Below are 16,556 nucleotides of genomic sequence, written 5' to 3'. Positions count from 1 at the left end.
GGGTGGGGGAGAGGTCGGGGCTGGATGCGTTCACGCCAATCATTCTAGGCTTGTGCGCAAGCCGCCTAGGGTGTGAGCTTTTGCGTGAGGTTTTTTGATGCCCTGAAACACAAAGAGCTGCGATGAGCAGCTCTTGTGATCAGCCTCTGAAACAGGGCTTAGTGGCGGTGACCGCGACCGCCCTTGGTCAGTTCATTGCCGACCAGCGCGCCGGCTGCGGCACCGCCGATGGTGCCCAGAGGGCCGCCAAACAGCACATTGCCCACGGCGCCGCCGGCGACAGCGCCAGCGCCTATGCCCACTTGTTGACGGCTGGGGCCATGTGCGCAGCCGCCCAGTGCCAGAGCACCGGTGAGTGCGACAGCCAGAGTCAGGGCCTTGCCATAGCGCGTAGTGATCTTGTTCATGCTCGTATTCCTCTCGTCGTGCTCGTTGTGGGAAGCGGTCCAGTCTTGGCGGTCCTCTCTGAAAGAGGGAAGTGCGAGACGCTGGACTTGCGGGCCAGTGGCCATGTCTTGGACTGCAAGGCACGGCTTGCAGTCACACACCTCTACTGTGCCTGCGTAAAGCGCAAGCTGACGTATTGTTGACGTATAGATTTATCAATTGTTGTAACACAAGGCGTACCAAGGCCTGTACTTGTATCTACGGGCAAGCAGCTGTGTACTCCTGCAGAAAAATTGCGCTCGCGAGGCGCGGCCAGCGCCGTCGGACTGGATCAGGCGCAGTACAGTACGGGCCGGCATCGCTGACATGCCGCTCCCCATTTCATAGGACCGTGCTTTGGAAATTATTCAGTTCCTGATCGACTTCATCCTGCATATAGACAAGCATCTGGAAGCGTTTGTCGTGGCCTATGGCCCCTGGGTGTACGCCTTGCTCTTCATCATCGTGTTTGTGGAAACCGGCGTGGTCGTCATGCCCTTCCTGCCCGGTGATTCGCTGATGTTCATCGTGGGTGCACTGTGCGGCGCAGGCTTTATGAGCTATCCGCTGGCCGTGGTCGTGCTGCTGGTGGCCGCCATTTTGGGCGACCAGTGCAATTACTCGATTGGCCGCTATTTCGGACCCAAGGTGTTTCAGTGGGAGAACTCGCGATGGTTCAACCGCAAGGCCTTTGATCAGGCCCATGGGTTTTACGAACGCTATGGCGGCGTCACCATCATCTTGGCCCGTTTCATGCCTTTCATCCGCACCTTTGCGCCCTTTGTGGCCGGCGTGGCGCAGATGAGCCGCTCCAAGTTCTCCCTGTTCAATGTGGTGGGCGCCTTCCTGTGGGTGGTGGGCATCAGCGCTGCAGGTTTCTTCTTCGGCAATATGGAATGGGTGAAGAACAACCTGGAGAAAATCATCTGGGGTCTGATTCTGGTGCCGGGGCTGATTGCCGTGTTTGGTGCCTGGCGCGCGGGCCGCGCTGAAAAGACCGGTGCCGCCTGAGTCTGACACTAGCGAATTTGATAGCTGCTACCCCAATCCTTTAAGAGGCTGGCAGCTGTTTTGACATAAAAAAGCCCCGAGATTCGGGGCTTTTTTCATGGGGTCGAGGATCAGCGGTGGCCGTCGTTGCGCTTGCCCACTTCATTGCCAATCAGCGCGCCGGCGGCTGCGCCGCCTACGGTGCCCAGCGTGCCGCCGAACAAGGCATTACCCGCCACGCCGCCAGCCACGGCACCCACGCCCGTGCCAATCTGCGCGTTGCTGGGGTTGGTGGAGCAGCCGGCCATGGCAAAGCTCAGGGCGGCGAGGGAGGCCAGGGTCAAAGTACGGATAGTCATGCAGTTCTCCTTTGAGCGGTGGCGAAAGGACGGGACTTGATGCCGTAAGACCTGAACGTCACCTTTGATGAACATAGGCCCATGGTGCGTTGCAAAAGCGGCGCCGGCGGTAGGAAATCACCCCTAGCCCCTGTACCCAGGGCTAGATGGACGTAATAAATCGTTGATGAGGTGACGGTACTTTGCAAAAAGTAGCTTGCTGTGTCAGAGGGCCTACACCGAACGGCTGCGCGCCAGCGGCGGGTTGTGGGCAAAGTATTTGCGTATGCCGACCATCAGGGCGTCGGCCAGTTGCTGCTGATAGGCGCTGCTGCGCAGCTTGGCCTCTTCCTCGGGGTTGCTGATGAAAGCGGTTTCCACCAGCACGCTGGGAATGTCGGGTGCCTTGAGCACGGCGAAACCGGCTTGCTCGACCTTGCTTTTGTGCAGCTTGGCCATGCTGCCGATCTCGCCCAGCAGCGAATTTCCCAGCTTGAGGCTGTCCTTGATCTGGGCCGTGGTGCTCATGTCCAGCAGCATGCGCTGCACATGCTGGTCCTGCAGGCCGCCGACGTTGAGACCGCCGACCAGATCGGCCTGGTTTTCCTTGTTGGCCAGCCAGCGCGCGGCCGTGCTGGAGGCGCCACGCTCGCTGAGTGCGAACACGCTGGCGCCGCGCGCGGCCGGGGTGGTGAAGGCATCGGCGTGGATGCTGATGAACAGATCGGCCTGCACGCGGCGGGCTTTGTCCACGCGGGTGGCCAGGGGCACGAAAAAGTCGGCATCGCGGGTCATGAAGGCGCGCATGGGGTTGCCGCCGATATGGGCATCGTTGATGCGCTCGCGCAGCAGATGGCCGATCTTGAGCACCACGTCTTTTTCACGCAGACCGCTGGGGCCGGTGGCGCCGGGGTCTTCGCCGCCATGGCCGGGGTCCAACGCCACGATGATGATGCGGTCCGTACGGCGCGAGGTGGCGATGTTGGCCGAGGGTGCCGGCGTTGGACGGGGCACAGGCGGCGGCACGGGAGTCGGTGCCGGGGCCGGGCGCGGGGGAAGCGGTGCCTGCGCCTGGGCAATCGCCACGGGGGGCGGTGTTGGCGTGGCGGTGCTGCGCTGTGCAATCAGATCGCCCAGCGGATCGGAGGCCTCAGCGGGCGCCGTGATGGCGTCCGTTGATCCTGCGGCTGCGGCGACAGCCGTGCCAGACCGGACTTCACGCAGGCGGTCGGCAATCAGATCGGCCAGCGGGTCCACGGCCTTGGCTGGGTACAGATCCAGCACCAGGCGGTTCTTGTAGGGGGATATCGGCGGCAGGGTAAAGACCTGGGGCCTTGCTTCCTGCTTGAGGTCGATCACCAGACGCACCACGCCGGGAGCGAATTGTCCCACGCGGATGCTGGCGATATTGGGGTCGTCGGGCCTGACCTTGGCGACCAGTTCCTTCAGGGCCGGGTTCAAGTCCAGTCCTTCCACATCCACGGCCAGGCGAGGGGGGGAGGGAACGAAGACCGGTTTGGCGGTCAGAGGAATATCGGACTCCAGCGTGACGCGCGAATAGTCGGGCGCGGGCCAGACGCGCACGGCCACAATGCTGGCGCCCTGGGCCAGATGCTGGCGTCCCAGTAGCAAAACGACGCCGCCCGCCTGCAGCAGGCTGCGGCGCGACAGGCCAAAGGGAACTGGGGTGGAGGATGGAGTTTTGCTCATGCCTTGAATGCTTCAAGCACAGTGCAGCCGGCAGGGGTCATGCCTTTGAGCGTGACCTGTCGCTGCATATCGTCGATTGCTTCGATATAAATAGCTACATCCGCAACTGGGGTGACGGCTGCGGCCTTCTCGGGCCATTCTGCCAGCTTGAGGCCGGGGCTGGCGAAAATGTCGCGAAAACCTGCGTCTTCCCACTCGCGCGGATCATCGAAGCGATAAAAGTCGAAGTGCCAAACGCTGAGCTCGCCGGCCTCGTGCGGCTCCACCACGGCATAGGTGGGGCTTTTGATGCGTCCTTGCACGCCCAGGGCGCGCAGCCAGTGGCGCACCAGCGTGGTCTTGCCCGCGCCCAGATCACCGTGCAGCGTCACATAGGCGTTGCGCAGCTGGGGCAGGGCGGCCAGCGTCTGGGCAAAACGCTGGGTATCTTGTTCGTCGCGCCAGAGTATCTGCAGCTGCTGGGGCGCAGGTGAGGCTTGGTTTCCTACAATCTGGGGAGTATGTTGAGCAGCAGTCAATTGGTTCCTTTGATGCAAGCCTGGGCTCGCGAGCTGGGATTTTCCCAAATCGGCGTGGCAGGTGTGGATTTGTCCTCGGCCGAGCCCGGTTTGCAGCAGTGGCTGGAGCAGGGCTTCCATGGCGAGATGCATTACATGCAAGCCCATGGTTTGAAACGAGCACGCCCTGCGCAATTAGTTCCCGGTACGGTCAGCGTAATCACCGCGCGCATGGATTATTTACCACGGGATACAGAAAAAGGCTGGCAGGCCGTGGAGTGGGAGCGTCTGGCGCGGCCCGGCGAAGGCATTGTCTCCGTCTATGCCCGTGGGCGTGATTATCACAAGGTGCTGCGCAACCGGCTGCAGAAGCTGGCCGAGCGCATTGCCCAGGAGATAGGCCCGTTCGGCCATCGCGCCTTTACCGATTCGGCTCCCGTGCTGGAGGCCGAACTGGCCAGCCGCAGCGGCCAGGGCTGGCGCGGCAAGCACACGCTGGTGCTCAGCCGCGAGGCAGGTTCCATGTTTTTCCTGGGCGAGATTTATGTGGACTTCGCCATCGACGCCACCGAACCCGTGACGGCGCACTGCGGCAGCTGCACTTCCTGCATGGATGCCTGCCCCACGGGCGCCATCATCGCGCCGTACAAGGTGGATGCGCGCCGCTGCATCTCTTACCTGACCATAGAACACGCAGGCAGCATTCCCGAGGAGATGCGCCCGTTGCTGGCCAATCGCATCTATGGCTGCGATGACTGCCAGCTGGCCTGCCCCTGGAACAAGTTTGCCCAGCCCAGTCAGCTGCCGGACTTCGATGCTCGGGCCGGCCTGGCCGGTACGCAGCTGGTGCATTTCTTTGCCTGGGATGAGGCCACTTTTTTGCGCGTGACCGAAGGCAGTCCGATTCGCCGCATAGGCCACGCCCGCTGGCTGCGCAATGTGGCCGTGGCTCTGGGCAATGCCTGGCGCGAGACCGGCCAGGCCGAGCTGCAGGCCGCATTGCAAAGCCGGGCCGACCACCCCGATCCGGTGGTGGCCGAGCATGTGGCCTGGGCGCTGGCGCAGCGGGGTGTAGCCAGTGATTTGAGCTAAATGAGGCTGCAGCGCTTTTCCATCAAGCGCTGCCAGCTATCAAATCAGATGCCAATCAACCACAGGCCAAACGGCAGGCTGAGGACGCCCAGCATGGTGGACAGCGACACCAGGCTGGCCACAAAGGCGCCGTCATAGCCCATGCGCACGGCCAGCACATAGCAGGACGAGGCTGTGGGCATGCTGGAAAACGCCATCAGCGCGATCGCCTGCGCACCTTGGAGCCCGAACAAGCGCACCATGGCAAAGGCAATCAGCGGCTGGATCGCATGGCGGATCAGCAGCAGCTCGCCCGCCAGCAGCTTGTTGCTGGCCAGGGCGCTGATCTTGAGACCGGCTCCGGCCGCCATCAGCCCCAGCGCAATCGAGGCCGCGCCCAGGCGTGCCACCGGCGTTTCCAGCAACTCGGGAATCTTCAGGCCTGCGGCATTGAACAGCAGGGCGCAGACCGTGCTGACGATCAGCGGGTTGCGCAGCAAATGGCCGACAAAATGCTGGTTGCTGCCGCGTGCCATGGGCCAGACAGCGGCCACATTGAACAGCGGAACGGAGACACCGATCAGCACCGAGACATAGAGCAGACCTTCCGGGCCCGCGAGCCGCGATACCAGTGCCAGCGCGATGAAGGAATTGAAGCGAAACGCCACCTGCGCTGCCGATGCATGGCTGCGCAGGTCGATGCGCCGGCCCAGAAACGGCAGATAGGGCAGGCCGTAGGTCAGCGCAATACCCAGCAGGCCGCCCAGCACGCCTGCACCCAGCAACTGGCTGGCGTCGCCCCACTGGATCGGGTTGCGTGTGATGGAGTGAAACAGCAGCACCGGAAACAGCAGGTAGTACACCAGTTGCTCCACGGCTTGCCAGACGCTGCGGTTGATGGGCGTGAAACGGCACAGCACATAGCCCAGCACGATGAGCGCGAAATCGGGGAAAAGCAGTTCTAGATAGTTCACGGCCCGCAAGCATAGGGCCTGTGCTCAGGTCTGAACGCCAAAGCTGTCGCCAAGGTTCTAGTAGTAATACTTACGGAGCTGCAATGGCTGGTTTGCTACGAAAGTTGATATGGTCCAAAGAAACAGCAGTGATTCAGGGTAAACACTGAGTTTTCGGTGGCTGAAATGAAACCACAGGTTTTTTTCGCCACTTAGTATGGGACGCTTTCCATAGAAATCATGAGGAGATCCTTGATGAATCGTCGTCTGTACATGGGCCTGACCGTGGCTCTGGCAACTGCTGGTTTTTCGACCGCTGTGATGGCTCAGGCCAGCTACCCCACCAAGCCCATCAAGTTGCTGGTGCCTTTTGCGGCCGGCGGCACGACCGACATCATCGCCCGCGTGATCGCCGATCCGCTGGGCAAGGAACTGGGTCAACCCGTGATCGTGGACAACAAGGGCGGCGGCGGCGGTGTGATCGGCGCGCTGGAAACTTCGCGTCAAAAGCCCGATGGCTACAACCTGGGCATTTCCACGCTCTCGACCATGGCCACCAACCCGGCCATCAATCCCAAGACCCCGTACAACCCGCTGACGGACTTCACGCCCATCATCAATATTGCGGCCACGCCCAATGTGATCGCCGTGAATCCCAAGTTTGCAGGCTCGGCCAACTACAAGGCATTCGAGGCCGAGCTCAAAGCTCATGCCGGCAAGTATTCCTATGGCTCGTCGGGTACGGGCGGCATCCAGCACATGCTGATGGAGCTGTACAAGTCTCTGACCGGCATCCAGATGACCCACGTGCCTTATCGCGGCGCAGGTCCTGCCCTCAATGATGCGGTTGCCGGCCAGATTCCCATGATTCTGGACAATCTGCCATCGGCTCTGCCCTTCATCAAGGACAACCGCCTCAAGGCCGTGGTCGTGGCTGCGCCTCAGCGCCTGGCCGTGCTGCCCGATGTGCCCACCTTCAAGGAAGTGGGTCTGGAGCAGGTCAACCGCATGGCTTCCTACGGCATCCTGGGCCCCAAGGGCATGGACAAGGCCACCGTGGACAAGATCAACGCGGCCGTGCGCAAGGTGCTGCAGGATCCTGCGGTGAAAAAGCGCATCGAGGACACCGGCTCGCTGGTGATTGGGAACACGCCCCAGGAGTTCGCCAAGGAACTCAAGGATGAGTACGAAACCTACAAGCAGGTGGTGGCCAAGCAAAAGCTGACGCTGGACTAAGCGCTGCTTAAGCAAAAAAGCCCGGTGTGCCTTTCAGGTTGCCGGGCTTTTTTGCGTCCGGTGACTCATGATTCGATAGCTGTTTGTGGTTTACCCATATGGGTTGAACGAGGATTTCCCTTGTTTTTTACTAAGCACAGGGCGCCAGTGGAGCGTGTAATCTAGCGCCCATGCCCGAAGCCGATTTGTCCTTGCAGCAACCCCAGACCCCACAGATTCTCGCCAAGCCCATGCGAGTGAAGCCTCTGTCTGCTGACTGGCCCCAGCCTCTGCCTGCCAGCCTGGATGCCATGGATTTATTCATCGATGCCTTGCTGCTGGAAGATGGCCTCTCGCGCAACACGCTGGGCGCTTACCGCCGCGATCTGCAGGCCTTGGCACGCTGGCTGGCGCGCAGCGAAACGCTGAAGGTTCTGGATGCGGCGACCGAAGCAGACCTGCAGGACTATTTTGCGGCGCGGGTGGATGAGACCCGCGCCACCTCGTCGAACCGGCGTTTGACGGTGCTGCGCCGCTACTACCATTGGGCGCTGCGCGAAAAGCGTGTCAGCGCCGACCCCACGGTGCGTCTGCTGGCCGCCAAGCAGGCACCGCGCATGCCCAAGACACTGACCCAGGCCCAGGTGGAAGCACTGCTCAAGGCCCCGGATACCGATACGGCGCTGGGCCTGCGCGACCGCGCCATGCTGGAGCTGATGTATGCCAGCGGCCTGCGCGTGAGCGAGCTGGTGGGCCTGTGTCTGCACGAGCTGGATTTGCGCGCCGGCGTGCTGCGAGTGACGGGCAAGGGCCGCAAGGAGAGGCTGGTGCCGTTTGGTCAGGAGGCGCAGTGGTGGCTGGAGAAATATCTGCAGCAGGCGCGCGCCGCCATCTTGGGCGGGCAGCGGGCCGATGCGGTGTTTGTCACCCAGCGCGGTGCGGGCATGAGCCGGGTGATGTTCTGGGTCATCGTCAAGAAATGCGCGCAGCTTGCGGGGGTGAATTCACCGCTGTCGCCGCACACGCTGCGCCATGCTTTTGCCACGCATTTGCTCAACCATGGTGCGGATTTGCGCGTGGTCCAGATGCTGTTGGGCCATGCCGATATCTCCACCACCACCATCTACACCCACGTGGCGCGCGAGCGGCTCAAGGCCTTGCATGCCGAGCACCACCCGCGCGGCTGATCAAGGCTGCGGAGGCGGGGCGGCTATCGCCATGTAGTACAGGCCCCAGACGGCCTGTGTAAAGCGCTGGTCCAGCGGCTTGTCCGCCAGCTCGGCAATGTCCTGAGGGGCGTACATGGCCCACAGCGGCCCCAGGCCGCCCATGGCCAGAGGCTGGCCGTCCATGTGCGTGGCCAGCAGCAGCTTCCAGCGTATGGCGTCTGTCAGCGGCAGCTGGGCGCGGTAGCCGTCAATGCCTTGCAGCAGCAGCCAATGACCGGCCGCCATGGCCTGGCCAAGGTCCACGCCAGCGGCCTGCAACACGGTCTGCAGCAAAGGGCCGCGCAGCTCATGCGTCTTGCCGTCATATTCCACTGTGGTGCTGAGGCGCTCTGTCTCCAGGCTGTTGATGGCATCCAGCCCGCAGGCCCAGGCCGCATCAAAGCAGTGGCCATGCATGGTCAGCATGCGGTCGCGGGCGGCATCCACAGCGCCCCGGTTGGCCTGTACGCCAGGGCCGCTGATGCTCAGCGCCACAGGCTGCAAACCATCGAAGATGCAGATGCGTGCCGCACCGGCCTTGGCTTGCGCTGCGCTGGGCAGGGTCAGAGCACCCAGAGCGGCCGTGCCCGCCGAGAACAGCGTGCGGCGCGACAGACCGGATGCGGCGGTGGGCGTACTGGGGCACGAGCTTGGGGATGGGGTGCGGTTTTCAGCCATACGACTCCTTGAGGGTGGACGTTGCTGTCAGTCTAGCGTCGAGTCAGGGCGAAGGCTGAATCGTTGTATTTTGCTGTCGATGTGACAATTTGCGGCGTTGAACAGTCGAATCATCAGAGGCTGGCTCAAGGGCTTAGGCTTTGGTCAAAAATCCGGGCATTGCTTTCTTTTTTGCCATGTCAATGACTTACTTTTTGCGCCGAAGCCTGCTGGCGTGTGCGGCTGCCGCACTGCCTACAGCCCTGTCTTTGAATGTTCAGGCGGCTGACAAGGCCGATGCTGCCTGGCCCCAGCGCCCGATTCGCCTGATTGTTTCCTACCCTGCCGGAGGGGTCAGCGACGTGGTGGCGCGAGCCCTGGGCGAGAAGCTGACGGCGGCGCTGGGCCAGTCCGTGGTGATCGATAACAAGGCTGGAGCCGGCGGCTCCATCGGCCTGGATCTGGTGGCCAAGTCCAATCCCGACGGCTATACGCTGGGTTTTTCCTCCATCAGCCCGCTCACGCTTAGCCCCCATCTGGGCAAGCCGCTGTTTGATCCGAACAAGGACATCGTGCCCGTGGTCAGCGTGATGTATTCGCCGGTGTTGTTGCTGGCAACCACACGTTCCACAGCCAAGAGCTTTGCCGAGTTGGTCGCTCAGGCCAAGGCCCATCCTGGCGAGGTGCGCTGGGCCACAGCTGGTCTGGCCTCGCTGGGCCACATCATGATGGAGCAGATTGCCGACAAGGCCAAGGCGCAGATCACCCATGTGCCGTACAAGGGCGGCGGCCAGCAGCTCAACGACGGCCTGAGCGCGCAGTTCGAGATTCTGTCCACCAATGCTGGCCCGGCCGTGATGCAGCACATCAAGGCCGGCAAGTTCAAGGCACTGGCCGTGGGCGCACCTTCGCGTCTGGATTCTCTGCCTCAGGTGCCGACCTTGGAGGAGCTTGGCTACAAGAGCGCCAATATGACTTCGTTGTTCGGCGTCTTTGCGCCGGCAGGCGTGCCCGCACCGGTTCTGGCACGCATCAATGCCGAGGTGAACAAGGCCCTGGCTCTGCCTGATGTGCGCCAGCGTCTGGAGCTTACCGACAACGTGCCCACCGGCGGTAAGGCTGCTGACTTTGCCAAACAGATCGAGGCCGAATCCAAGGCCAATGCCCGCATTATTCAGGCCGCCCATATTCAGCTGAATTAAGCGGTACAGATAACAAAGTAAAAGGGCTGGAAGTTTTAAAACCTCCAGCCCTTTATTCATCAGCACTTAAAGCTATTGTTTTGCTAGTTAAGCCGCGCTGTTTTCGGTGTTCAGGTCATCGGCCCAGGCCAGGGCCTGCAAGTGGGCCCAGTTGACCTGGTGATTGGACAGCTGCAGTGCATTGGCGGCACGGGCAAAGCTGGCGTCGTCAGCGGATTCGCAGGCGCGGGTCAACTCCAGGAAAGGGGCGAACGGGCCGCTGTTGTGCACCAGCGCATCCACCACGTTCTGGGGCAGGGCCACGGATTCCAGTGCCTTCTCCATGGGCTGTCCCAGCATCACATCGAGCAGGGAGAACACGCCCACCACAAACGCATGGTCGCATTCTTCGGCGGGCAGCATCTCGGCGGTGAGCAGTTCCATCAGACGGCCGCGGATCACGGCGGTCTGGCCCACGGCTGGCGGCGAGCCATCGGCGCGAGAGGTGGTCAGCAGCAGGGCCGCCCAGCGAAACAGCTTCTTGAGGCCCAGGATCATCACCGCATGGCGGAATGAAGTGATTTCGCAGGACAGGCCGAAGCCCGAGGAATTGATGAAACGCAGCAGGTTGAAGGACAGGGTAGGGTCCTTCTTGAGCAGCTCCTCGATCTCTTCGGTACTGGCCTGGCGGCGCACCAGATTGATGAGCTGGATGATGGTGGCCTGCATGGGGCGCATGGTGCGGGCCTGCACCAGCTGTGGCTTGGCGAACCAGAAGCCCTGAAACAGTTTGACGCCCAGCGCGAGCATGCACTCGAACTGTTCGGCGGTTTCCACCTTCTCGGCCACGATCTGGGCCCGGGTATGGGACTGGGCAAATTTGACCAGCGCCTCGGCCCGGCTCAGCTCGAAGGTCAGCATGTCCAGCTTGATGAAGCTGGCCATGGGCAGCCAGGCGGCGTAGGCGCGGCGCAACAGGTTCTGGTCGAAGGCCAGGCGAAAGCCGCGTTGACGCAGTGCGTTGAAGACGGGAATGCATTCTGCGATGGCTTCGTCAGAAGCATCTGGCGCCAGCGCGGGTACTTCCAGAACCACGCGGTCCGGGTGGATCAGCTCCAGATGGCCGCCAGACAGGCTTTCATGGGTGCAGTTGATGAACACCGTCTTCTTGCCCACCAGCGCTTCGGTGCCGGCGTAGGAAAGGGCGTTGAACAGCAGGGCTGCGTCCGAGGCCGCCGTATGCGCGTTGTGATCGACGGAGCGGTCAAACAGCTCGTAGCCGAAAACATCGCGTTTTTCATCCACGATGGCCTGACGGGCGATGCTGGCGACATTGCCATCATCTTTGCCTGCTTCGGCTGGCTTGGCTTGCATTTCTTCGGCTTGATCCATGGAGAACGGTGGCTATATGCTGTTGTTGAGTGTGATTGAAAATTCTTACAGGCTTTCGACCGCGACCTGGTCAGTCCATGCGACGGCTTGCAGATGGGCGCAGTTGATCTGCCGGTCGTTGAGCTGCAGGTTCTGGGCAATTTCGTTGCAGGCCGCATTATCGTGGCTCTCGCAAGCCTGGGCCAGAGTCAGCAACTCGCCCAGAACACCTTCCTGGCGCAGCACGGCGGCAGCAACGTTCTCGGGCACCGGTATCAGCGCCATGGCCGACTGTAGTGGAATGCCCAGCATGCGATCGAGCATGGAGAACATGCCGGCGACAAAAGCCTGATCGGCATCGATGTCGGACGGTGACTGAACGGATAGCAGCTCCATGAGGCGCCCGCGAACGACGGAAGTCTGACCCACGGCAGGCGGGGCCCCGCTTTCGCGCGAGGCGGTCAGCAGCATGGCGGCCCAGCGGTAGAGCTTTTTCGTGCCCATGATCATTACGGCCTGCTTGAAGGAGGTGATCTCGCGTGGCATGCCAAAGCCGGCCGAATTGATCAGACGCAGCAGATTGAAAGCCAGACCTGCGTCTTTTTTGAGGACTTCCTCTATGGTCTCGGTGCTCGCTTGTTCGCGCGCCAGGGTGATCAGCTGAATGATGCTTTTCTGCGACGGCGTGAGCAGACGGGTTTGCATGACCGTGGGGCGCGCAAACCAAAAGCCCTGGAACAACTCAATCCCCAGGCTGGATGCCAGCTGGTATTGCTGGGCGTTTTCCACTTTTTCGGCAATCAGTTCGGCCTGGCTGTGGCGGTTGGCGAACTTGACCAGCACCGTCAGTTGATCCGGGGCCAGCACCGACAGATCGAGCTTGATGTAATCGGCCAGAGGCCGCCATGCGGTGTAGGCCGACTCCAGCACCGTCTGGTTGAAGGCCAGATGAAATCCGCGTGCACGCAGCGACTGGAGCTGGGGCAGACGGGCATTGACCTCGCTGACGGCTGCATGGCCCAGCGGCGGAATCTCGAGCACCACCTTGTCCGGGGGCAGCAGATCAAGGTGATCGCCAGACAGGCTTTCATGCGTGCAGTTCACAAACATGAGCTTGGTGCCCACCAGATCTTCCTCGCCTGCGTGGGAGAGGGCGGTGAAGATCAGTGTGACATCGGACGCCGCTGTATGACCGTAGGGCGCGCGGGAACGGTTGAACAGCTCATAGCCCACGATGCTTTGCTGGCTGTTGACAATGGCCTGGCGCGCAATCATTCCTCGTCCCACACCTCCCAGGGATGCAGGGGCGAGATCAGCAACAGAAGGAGCCAGCAAATCTTTCATGAGTTCGTCGCGATAAATGCTTTGATCATAGTAAATAACACTGTATTTTATTGTAAGAATGATCTAATTATGCGTTTTATTCTTGAAATGAATAAATTCAAAAAATCGTTGTAAAACTTTGTTGAAAAGGCATCTCTCTGGTATTTACTCAAAATGCAATTTTTCAACCGGGTTTTAGTGATATTGGAGATTTGAAGGTAATGCAAGAAAATACCCGGAAATAGGTATGTCCACGGATTAATCAACTCTGCAGCAGCCAAGCCATTTCAGTTTCAGTAAAGCCTGCTGCACGTCGGGCGCGCTCATTGAAGGGCGGGCGCAGGCGCGGGGCTTCATAGCGCGCTGTCAGTTCCTGATACAGCGATTCGGGCTCCAGTCTATTTTTCTCGCACAGCCAGCGGTACCAATGATTGCCGATGGCCACATGGCCCACTTCCTCGCGCAAGATGATGTCCAGCACCTCCACGGCTGCCAGCGCGTCGGCTGCCTTGGTGTTGCGCAGCTTGTGCTGGATTTGCGGTGTGGCATCCAGCCCGCGCGCTTCCATGGTGCGCGGTACCAGAGCCATGCGGGCCACGATGTCGCCACGGGTCTTTTCGCACATGGTCCACTGGCCTTGATGGGCCGGGTGGTCGCCATAGTCCTGGTCATGGTGTTGGCGCAGGTGCTGGCGCAGCAGGCAAAAGTGCTTGGCTTCCTCGGCCGCCACTTGCAGCCAGTCGTGGTAGTACTGCTCGGGCATGCCGTCAAAGCGCCAGACGGCATCCAGGGCCAGATTGATGGCATTGAACTCGATATGCGCGATGGCATGGATCAGAATGGCTCGCCCTTCGGGGGTGGCGGGCGAGCGCCTGGCCATAGCCGTGTGGTGCTTGAGCTCCGGTTTCGCAGGGCGGCCCGGCAGATCGGCTTCCTGGATCTGTAACACAGGTGCCAGATCTGCTATGGAATAAAGAGCTTTATGCGCATACAAATCAATAGTTGCAGCGGCTTTTTGTTCAGGGTCGGAAAAGCACAAGACCTCTAGTGCGCGGTGACGTAACTCCATCCCTACAATTCTAGTTTGCCGGCATAACGAATAACCATGGAGACTGAACAGATGGCAATTTACGAACTGGATGGTGTAGCGCCCGAGATCGCCGAGACCGCCTGGGTGGCGGACAGCGCCGAGGTCATGGGTAGTGTCAAGCTGCAAGCCCATGCCAGCGTATGGTTTGGCACGGTGATCCGTGGTGATACGGAAAGCATCACCATTGGCGAGGGCAGCAACATCCAGGATGCCAGCGTTTTGCATGCCGACTTCGGCAAGCCGCTGGTGGTGGGTTGCAATGTGACGGTTGGTCACCAAGTAATGCTGCATGGCTGCACGATTGGCGATGGTTCGCTGATCGGCATCGGTGCCGTGGTGCTCAATGGCGCAAAAATTGGCAAGAACTGCCTGGTGGGCGCCGGCTCTCTGGTGACCGAGGGCAAGGAATTCCCGGACGGCTCCATGATTCTGGGCAGTCCCGCCAAGGTGGTGCGCCAGCTCTCGCCCGAGCAGATTGCCGGCCTGGGCCAGAGTGCCAAAAACTATGTTGATAATGCACGCCGTTTCAAGAACGGCTTGCGCAAGCTGGGCTGAAAGCCTGGCAATTTTTTATCGGGATCTTCTCGCGTGTCTGAACTGCATAAATTCATCTTTGACGGCCTGCCTGTGCGTGGCGCCATCGTTCGTCTCACCGATGCCTGGCAGGAAGTGCTGCAGCGCCGCGCCGGCAACAGCGAAACCGGAGGCTATCCGGCAGCGGTCAGCGCCTTGCTTGGCGAGATGACGGCTGCTGGCGTGCTCATGCAGTCCAACATCAAGTTCAATGGCGCGCTGGTGTTCCAGGTCATGGGCGATGGCCCTGTCAAGCTGGCCGTGACCGAGGTGCAGTCCGATATGGGTCTGCGCACCACGGCCACGCTGGCCGGCGATGTGCAGGACATGGATGCTGCACTGAATGCACCTCTGGCCAGTCTGGTGAATCTGCACGGCGGGGGGCGCTGCGCCGTCACCCTGGACCCCAAGGACCGTCTGCCCGGTCAGCAGCCCTACCAGGGCGTGGTGCCTTTGCACAATATGGATGGCAAGAAGTTCGAGCGTCTTGCGGATGCGCTGCAGTTCTATATGGTGCAGTCCGAGCAGCTCGATACTGTGATGGTGCTGGCCGCCAACGACAAGGTGGCCGCAGGCCTCATGGTGCAACGCATGCCGGTCAAGGGCGAGGCCAATCTGGCAGCAGCCACCGAAAGCGGTGCTGCCGAGCATGATGCCCAGGGCTTGAACGAGGAATACAACCGGATTGCCGTGCTGGCCGGCAGCCTGACCCAGGAGGAGCTGTTGACGCTGGATGTGGAAACCATTTTGCGTCGCCTGTTCTGGGAAGAGAAGCTGCTGCGCTTTGCAGCCCAGCCGGACGAGAAAGCGCCGCGCTTTGCCTGTACCTGCAGCCGCGAGCGCGTGTCGGCCATGCTGACTTCGCTGGGCGAGGACGAGATTGAGTCCATCGTGACCGAGCGCGGCCATATCGAAGTCGGTTGCGACTTCTGCGGCCAGCAGTACCAGTTCGATGCGGTGGATGCCGCTCAGCTGTTCACCGCCGTCAGCAGCCAGCCCCCCAGCTCCGGCGTGGTTCAGTAAGCTATTTCTTACCGGGTTTGTGCAGCGCCTCGAATAACTGGCGCTCGCAATCCCCGTCCCCGCATTGTTCGCACATCTTGCTGCGCATGCGGGCGCTGGGTTTCCAGGGATTTTGCTCTGAAATCCAGTTCCAGTCTGCACTGGGTGCTATGGATTTAAGCGACTCTGCCAGCTGCAGCCACTGGGTTGCAGGCTTGCCATACAGCATGACATAGGGCAGACCTTGCTCTGCCAACTGCTCCCGCCAGGCGCTGATCTGGCGGGTCACCTGGTCGGCTGCGCGGTCGCGCCAGTCCTGGCCCAACACATAGATCTTGGCTTCTGGCGGCCAGTCTTCGCCCGGCTGAGGTGCAAGACATGACCAGCTGCTTGCCGGTGCATGAGCCTCCCAGGCCTGGAGCAAGGCATGGGCCATGGCGCGCGCCAGGGCGTGAGGGGCACCCAGAAGTACGATCGGTGGCTGGGCAGAAGTCATCAAATCCACGATGCAGATAAAAGCAGTAAAAGGCCTAACCCAGGCTAGAAGCTAGCACAGGGCTAGATAAAACGAAAAATCCAGCACGAGGCTGGACAAAGTAAAAGCCAGCGCAAAGCTGGCTTGTGGGCAGTGAGCGTTGGCTCAGTGCTTTGAGATCTGGATAAAGATCTCGTTGGACTTGACCATGCCCAGCTCGCTACGGGCTTTTTCCTCTACGGTCGCCAGGCCGTCCTTCAAGTCATTGACCTCGGATTCCAGCCTGTCGTTTTCCGCCTTCTCCACGGCATTGGCCGCATTCTGGTCCTGGATCTGCTGCTGCAGCTCCCCGACATAGTCCATGCTGCCATGGACCAGCCACAGCTGGGAGTGGATCAGAGCCAGCAGGGCCAGCAAGACAACGGTGACGACGCGATTGACCATACGGAAAAGCTTTGACTGAAGGAGTGGGACAA

At 60.9% G+C, this 16,556-nt stretch carries 18 protein-coding genes; 7 read left to right on the top strand and 11 right to left on the bottom strand.

The features are described 5' to 3' along the window. Nucleotides 1–158: 158 nt before the first annotated feature. Nucleotides 159–407, bottom strand: a complete 249-nt coding sequence (locus ACNAZA_RS18570) for a hypothetical protein (RefSeq protein WP_415798002.1) — start codon at nucleotides 405–407, stop codon at nucleotides 159–161. A 376-nt stretch (nucleotides 408–783) separates the two neighbouring features. Here ACNAZA_RS18570 and ACNAZA_RS18565 point away from each other — a divergent pair, with 376 nt between their 5' ends. Beyond that, the gene (locus tag ACNAZA_RS18565; protein WP_415798001.1) at nucleotides 784–1,437 is read left to right on the top strand and encodes a DedA family protein; all 654 of its coding nucleotides are present in this window, start codon (nucleotides 784–786) and stop codon (nucleotides 1,435–1,437) included. Nucleotides 1,438–1,547: 110 nt separating this feature from the next. Here the strand turns inward: ACNAZA_RS18565 and ACNAZA_RS18560 are convergent, their stop codons facing one another. The 3 genes from ACNAZA_RS18560 to tsaE form a co-directional block, all read right to left on the bottom strand. Further along, complete coding sequence (locus tag ACNAZA_RS18560) at nucleotides 1,548–1,775, bottom strand: glycine zipper 2TM domain-containing protein (RefSeq protein ID WP_415798000.1); 228 nt, start codon at nucleotides 1,773–1,775, stop codon at nucleotides 1,548–1,550. Nucleotides 1,776–1,988: 213 nt separating this feature from the next. After that, complete coding sequence (locus ACNAZA_RS18555; RefSeq protein WP_415797999.1) at nucleotides 1,989–3,464, bottom strand: N-acetylmuramoyl-L-alanine amidase; 1,476 nt, start codon at nucleotides 3,462–3,464, stop codon at nucleotides 1,989–1,991. Beyond that, complete coding sequence (gene tsaE / locus ACNAZA_RS18550; RefSeq protein WP_120966675.1) at nucleotides 3,461–3,982, bottom strand: tRNA (adenosine(37)-N6)-threonylcarbamoyltransferase complex ATPase subunit type 1 TsaE; 522 nt, start codon at nucleotides 3,980–3,982, stop codon at nucleotides 3,461–3,463. Before tsaE ends, ACNAZA_RS18555 begins: the two co-directional genes overlap by 4 nt. A 12-nt stretch (nucleotides 3,983–3,994) precedes the next feature. On the opposite strand from tsaE, the gene queG reads away from it, so the two are divergent. Continuing rightward, nucleotides 3,995–5,053, top strand: coding sequence for a tRNA epoxyqueuosine(34) reductase QueG (gene queG / locus ACNAZA_RS18545; RefSeq protein WP_415797998.1), 1,059 nt, complete (start codon nucleotides 3,995–3,997; stop codon nucleotides 5,051–5,053). 44 nt (nucleotides 5,054–5,097) lie between these two features. Here the strand turns inward: queG and ACNAZA_RS18540 are convergent, their stop codons facing one another. Next, entirely contained in the window at nucleotides 5,098–6,006 is a 909-nt protein-coding gene (locus tag ACNAZA_RS18540) for an AEC family transporter (RefSeq protein WP_415797997.1), read from the bottom strand. 234 nt (nucleotides 6,007–6,240) lie between these two features. Here ACNAZA_RS18540 and ACNAZA_RS18535 point away from each other — a divergent pair, with 234 nt between their 5' ends. Both ACNAZA_RS18535 and xerD read left to right on the top strand, forming a co-directional pair. Then, the gene (locus ACNAZA_RS18535; protein ID WP_415797996.1) at nucleotides 6,241–7,221 is read left to right on the top strand and encodes a tripartite tricarboxylate transporter substrate binding protein BugE; all 981 of its coding nucleotides are present in this window, start codon (nucleotides 6,241–6,243) and stop codon (nucleotides 7,219–7,221) included. 230 nt (nucleotides 7,222–7,451) lie between these two features. Next, a complete protein-coding gene (gene xerD / locus ACNAZA_RS18530; RefSeq protein WP_415798006.1) occupies nucleotides 7,452–8,387 on the top strand; it encodes a site-specific tyrosine recombinase XerD in 936 nt (311 codons plus the stop codon). Here xerD and ACNAZA_RS18525 read toward each other — a convergent pair whose 3' ends face one another. After that, nucleotides 8,388–9,086 carry a molybdopterin-dependent oxidoreductase gene (locus tag ACNAZA_RS18525; RefSeq protein WP_415797995.1) on the bottom strand — a complete coding sequence of 233 codons (699 nt, stop codon included), beginning with the start codon at nucleotides 9,084–9,086 and terminating at the stop codon, nucleotides 8,388–8,390. Between the two features lie 182 nt (nucleotides 9,087–9,268). On the opposite strand from ACNAZA_RS18525, the gene ACNAZA_RS18520 reads away from it, so the two are divergent. Beyond that, on the top strand, nucleotides 9,269–10,267 hold the full coding sequence (locus ACNAZA_RS18520) for a Bug family tripartite tricarboxylate transporter substrate binding protein (protein ID WP_415797994.1): 999 nt from the start codon (nucleotides 9,269–9,271) through the stop codon (nucleotides 10,265–10,267). 87 nt (nucleotides 10,268–10,354) lie between these two features. On the opposite strand, the gene ACNAZA_RS18515 is transcribed toward ACNAZA_RS18520, so the two are convergent. The 3 genes from ACNAZA_RS18515 to ACNAZA_RS18505 all read right to left on the bottom strand — a co-directional run bounded on the left by ACNAZA_RS18515 (nucleotide 10,355) and on the right by ACNAZA_RS18505 (nucleotide 14,009). Continuing rightward, complete coding sequence (locus ACNAZA_RS18515; RefSeq protein ID WP_415797993.1) at nucleotides 10,355–11,638, bottom strand: EAL and HDOD domain-containing protein; 1,284 nt, start codon at nucleotides 11,636–11,638, stop codon at nucleotides 10,355–10,357. Between the two features lie 45 nt (nucleotides 11,639–11,683). Next, on the bottom strand, nucleotides 11,684–12,961 hold the full coding sequence (locus ACNAZA_RS18510; protein WP_415797992.1) for an EAL and HDOD domain-containing protein: 1,278 nt from the start codon (nucleotides 12,959–12,961) through the stop codon (nucleotides 11,684–11,686). A gap of 241 nt (nucleotides 12,962–13,202) precedes the next feature. Further along, nucleotides 13,203–14,009, bottom strand: a complete 807-nt coding sequence (locus tag ACNAZA_RS18505; RefSeq protein WP_415797991.1) for a ferritin-like domain-containing protein — start codon at nucleotides 14,007–14,009, stop codon at nucleotides 13,203–13,205. A gap of 51 nt (nucleotides 14,010–14,060) precedes the next feature. Here ACNAZA_RS18505 and ACNAZA_RS18500 point away from each other — a divergent pair, with 51 nt between their 5' ends. Together ACNAZA_RS18500 and hslO are read left to right on the top strand one after the other, a co-directional pair. Beyond that, on the top strand, nucleotides 14,061–14,585 hold the full coding sequence (locus tag ACNAZA_RS18500) for a gamma carbonic anhydrase family protein (RefSeq protein ID WP_120966684.1): 525 nt from the start codon (nucleotides 14,061–14,063) through the stop codon (nucleotides 14,583–14,585). 33 nt (nucleotides 14,586–14,618) lie between these two features. Then, the gene (gene hslO, locus ACNAZA_RS18495) at nucleotides 14,619–15,626 is read left to right on the top strand and encodes an Hsp33 family molecular chaperone HslO (protein ID WP_415797990.1); all 1,008 of its coding nucleotides are present in this window, start codon (nucleotides 14,619–14,621) and stop codon (nucleotides 15,624–15,626) included. Between the two features lies 1 nt (nucleotide 15,627). On the opposite strand, the gene ACNAZA_RS18490 is transcribed toward hslO, so the two are convergent. Then, entirely contained in the window at nucleotides 15,628–16,101 is a 474-nt protein-coding gene (locus ACNAZA_RS18490) for a hypothetical protein (RefSeq protein ID WP_415797989.1), read from the bottom strand. Between the two features lie 144 nt (nucleotides 16,102–16,245). Continuing rightward, nucleotides 16,246–16,524 (bottom strand): septum formation initiator family protein, encoded by a 279-nt coding sequence (locus ACNAZA_RS18485; protein WP_120966686.1) that lies wholly within the window; start codon nucleotides 16,522–16,524, stop codon nucleotides 16,246–16,248. Nucleotides 16,525–16,556: the final 32 nt, after the last annotated feature.

Source organism: Comamonas aquatilis, assembly GCF_965139575.1.
Lineage (GTDB): Bacteria > Pseudomonadota > Gammaproteobacteria > Burkholderiales > Burkholderiaceae_C > Comamonas > Comamonas aquatilis.
This window is presented reverse-complemented; position numbering and strand designations above follow the sequence as displayed.

Coding starts and splice junctions, on each gene's coding strand:
- ACNAZA_RS18570 (WP_415798002.1), bottom strand. CDS start 407: ATGAACAAGATCACTACGCGCTATGGCAAGGCCCTGACTCTGGCTGTC.
- ACNAZA_RS18560 (WP_415798000.1), bottom strand. CDS start 1,775: ATGACTATCCGTACTTTGACCCTGGCCTCCCTCGCCGCCCTGAGCTTT.
- ACNAZA_RS18555 (WP_415797999.1), bottom strand. CDS start 3,464: ATGAGCAAAACTCCATCCTCCACCCCAGTTCCCTTTGGCCTGTCGCGC.
- queG (WP_415797998.1), top strand. CDS start 3,995: ATGCAAGCCTGGGCTCGCGAGCTGGGATTTTCCCAAATCGGCGTGGCA.
- ACNAZA_RS18535 (WP_415797996.1), top strand. CDS start 6,241: ATGAATCGTCGTCTGTACATGGGCCTGACCGTGGCTCTGGCAACTGCT.
- xerD (WP_415798006.1), top strand. CDS start 7,452: ATGCGAGTGAAGCCTCTGTCTGCTGACTGGCCCCAGCCTCTGCCTGCC.
- ACNAZA_RS18525 (WP_415797995.1), bottom strand. CDS start 9,086: ATGGCTGAAAACCGCACCCCATCCCCAAGCTCGTGCCCCAGTACGCCC.
- ACNAZA_RS18520 (WP_415797994.1), top strand. CDS start 9,269: ATGACTTACTTTTTGCGCCGAAGCCTGCTGGCGTGTGCGGCTGCCGCA.
- ACNAZA_RS18515 (WP_415797993.1), bottom strand. CDS start 11,638: ATGGATCAAGCCGAAGAAATGCAAGCCAAGCCAGCCGAAGCAGGCAAA.
- ACNAZA_RS18510 (WP_415797992.1), bottom strand. CDS start 12,961: ATGAAAGATTTGCTGGCTCCTTCTGTTGCTGATCTCGCCCCTGCATCC.
- ACNAZA_RS18505 (WP_415797991.1), bottom strand. CDS start 14,009: ATGGAGTTACGTCACCGCGCACTAGAGGTCTTGTGCTTTTCCGACCCT.
- ACNAZA_RS18500 (WP_120966684.1), top strand. CDS start 14,061: ATGGCAATTTACGAACTGGATGGTGTAGCGCCCGAGATCGCCGAGACC.
- ACNAZA_RS18490 (WP_415797989.1), bottom strand. CDS start 16,101: ATGACTTCTGCCCAGCCACCGATCGTACTTCTGGGTGCCCCTCACGCC.
- ACNAZA_RS18485 (WP_120966686.1), bottom strand. CDS start 16,524: ATGGTCAATCGCGTCGTCACCGTTGTCTTGCTGGCCCTGCTGGCTCTG.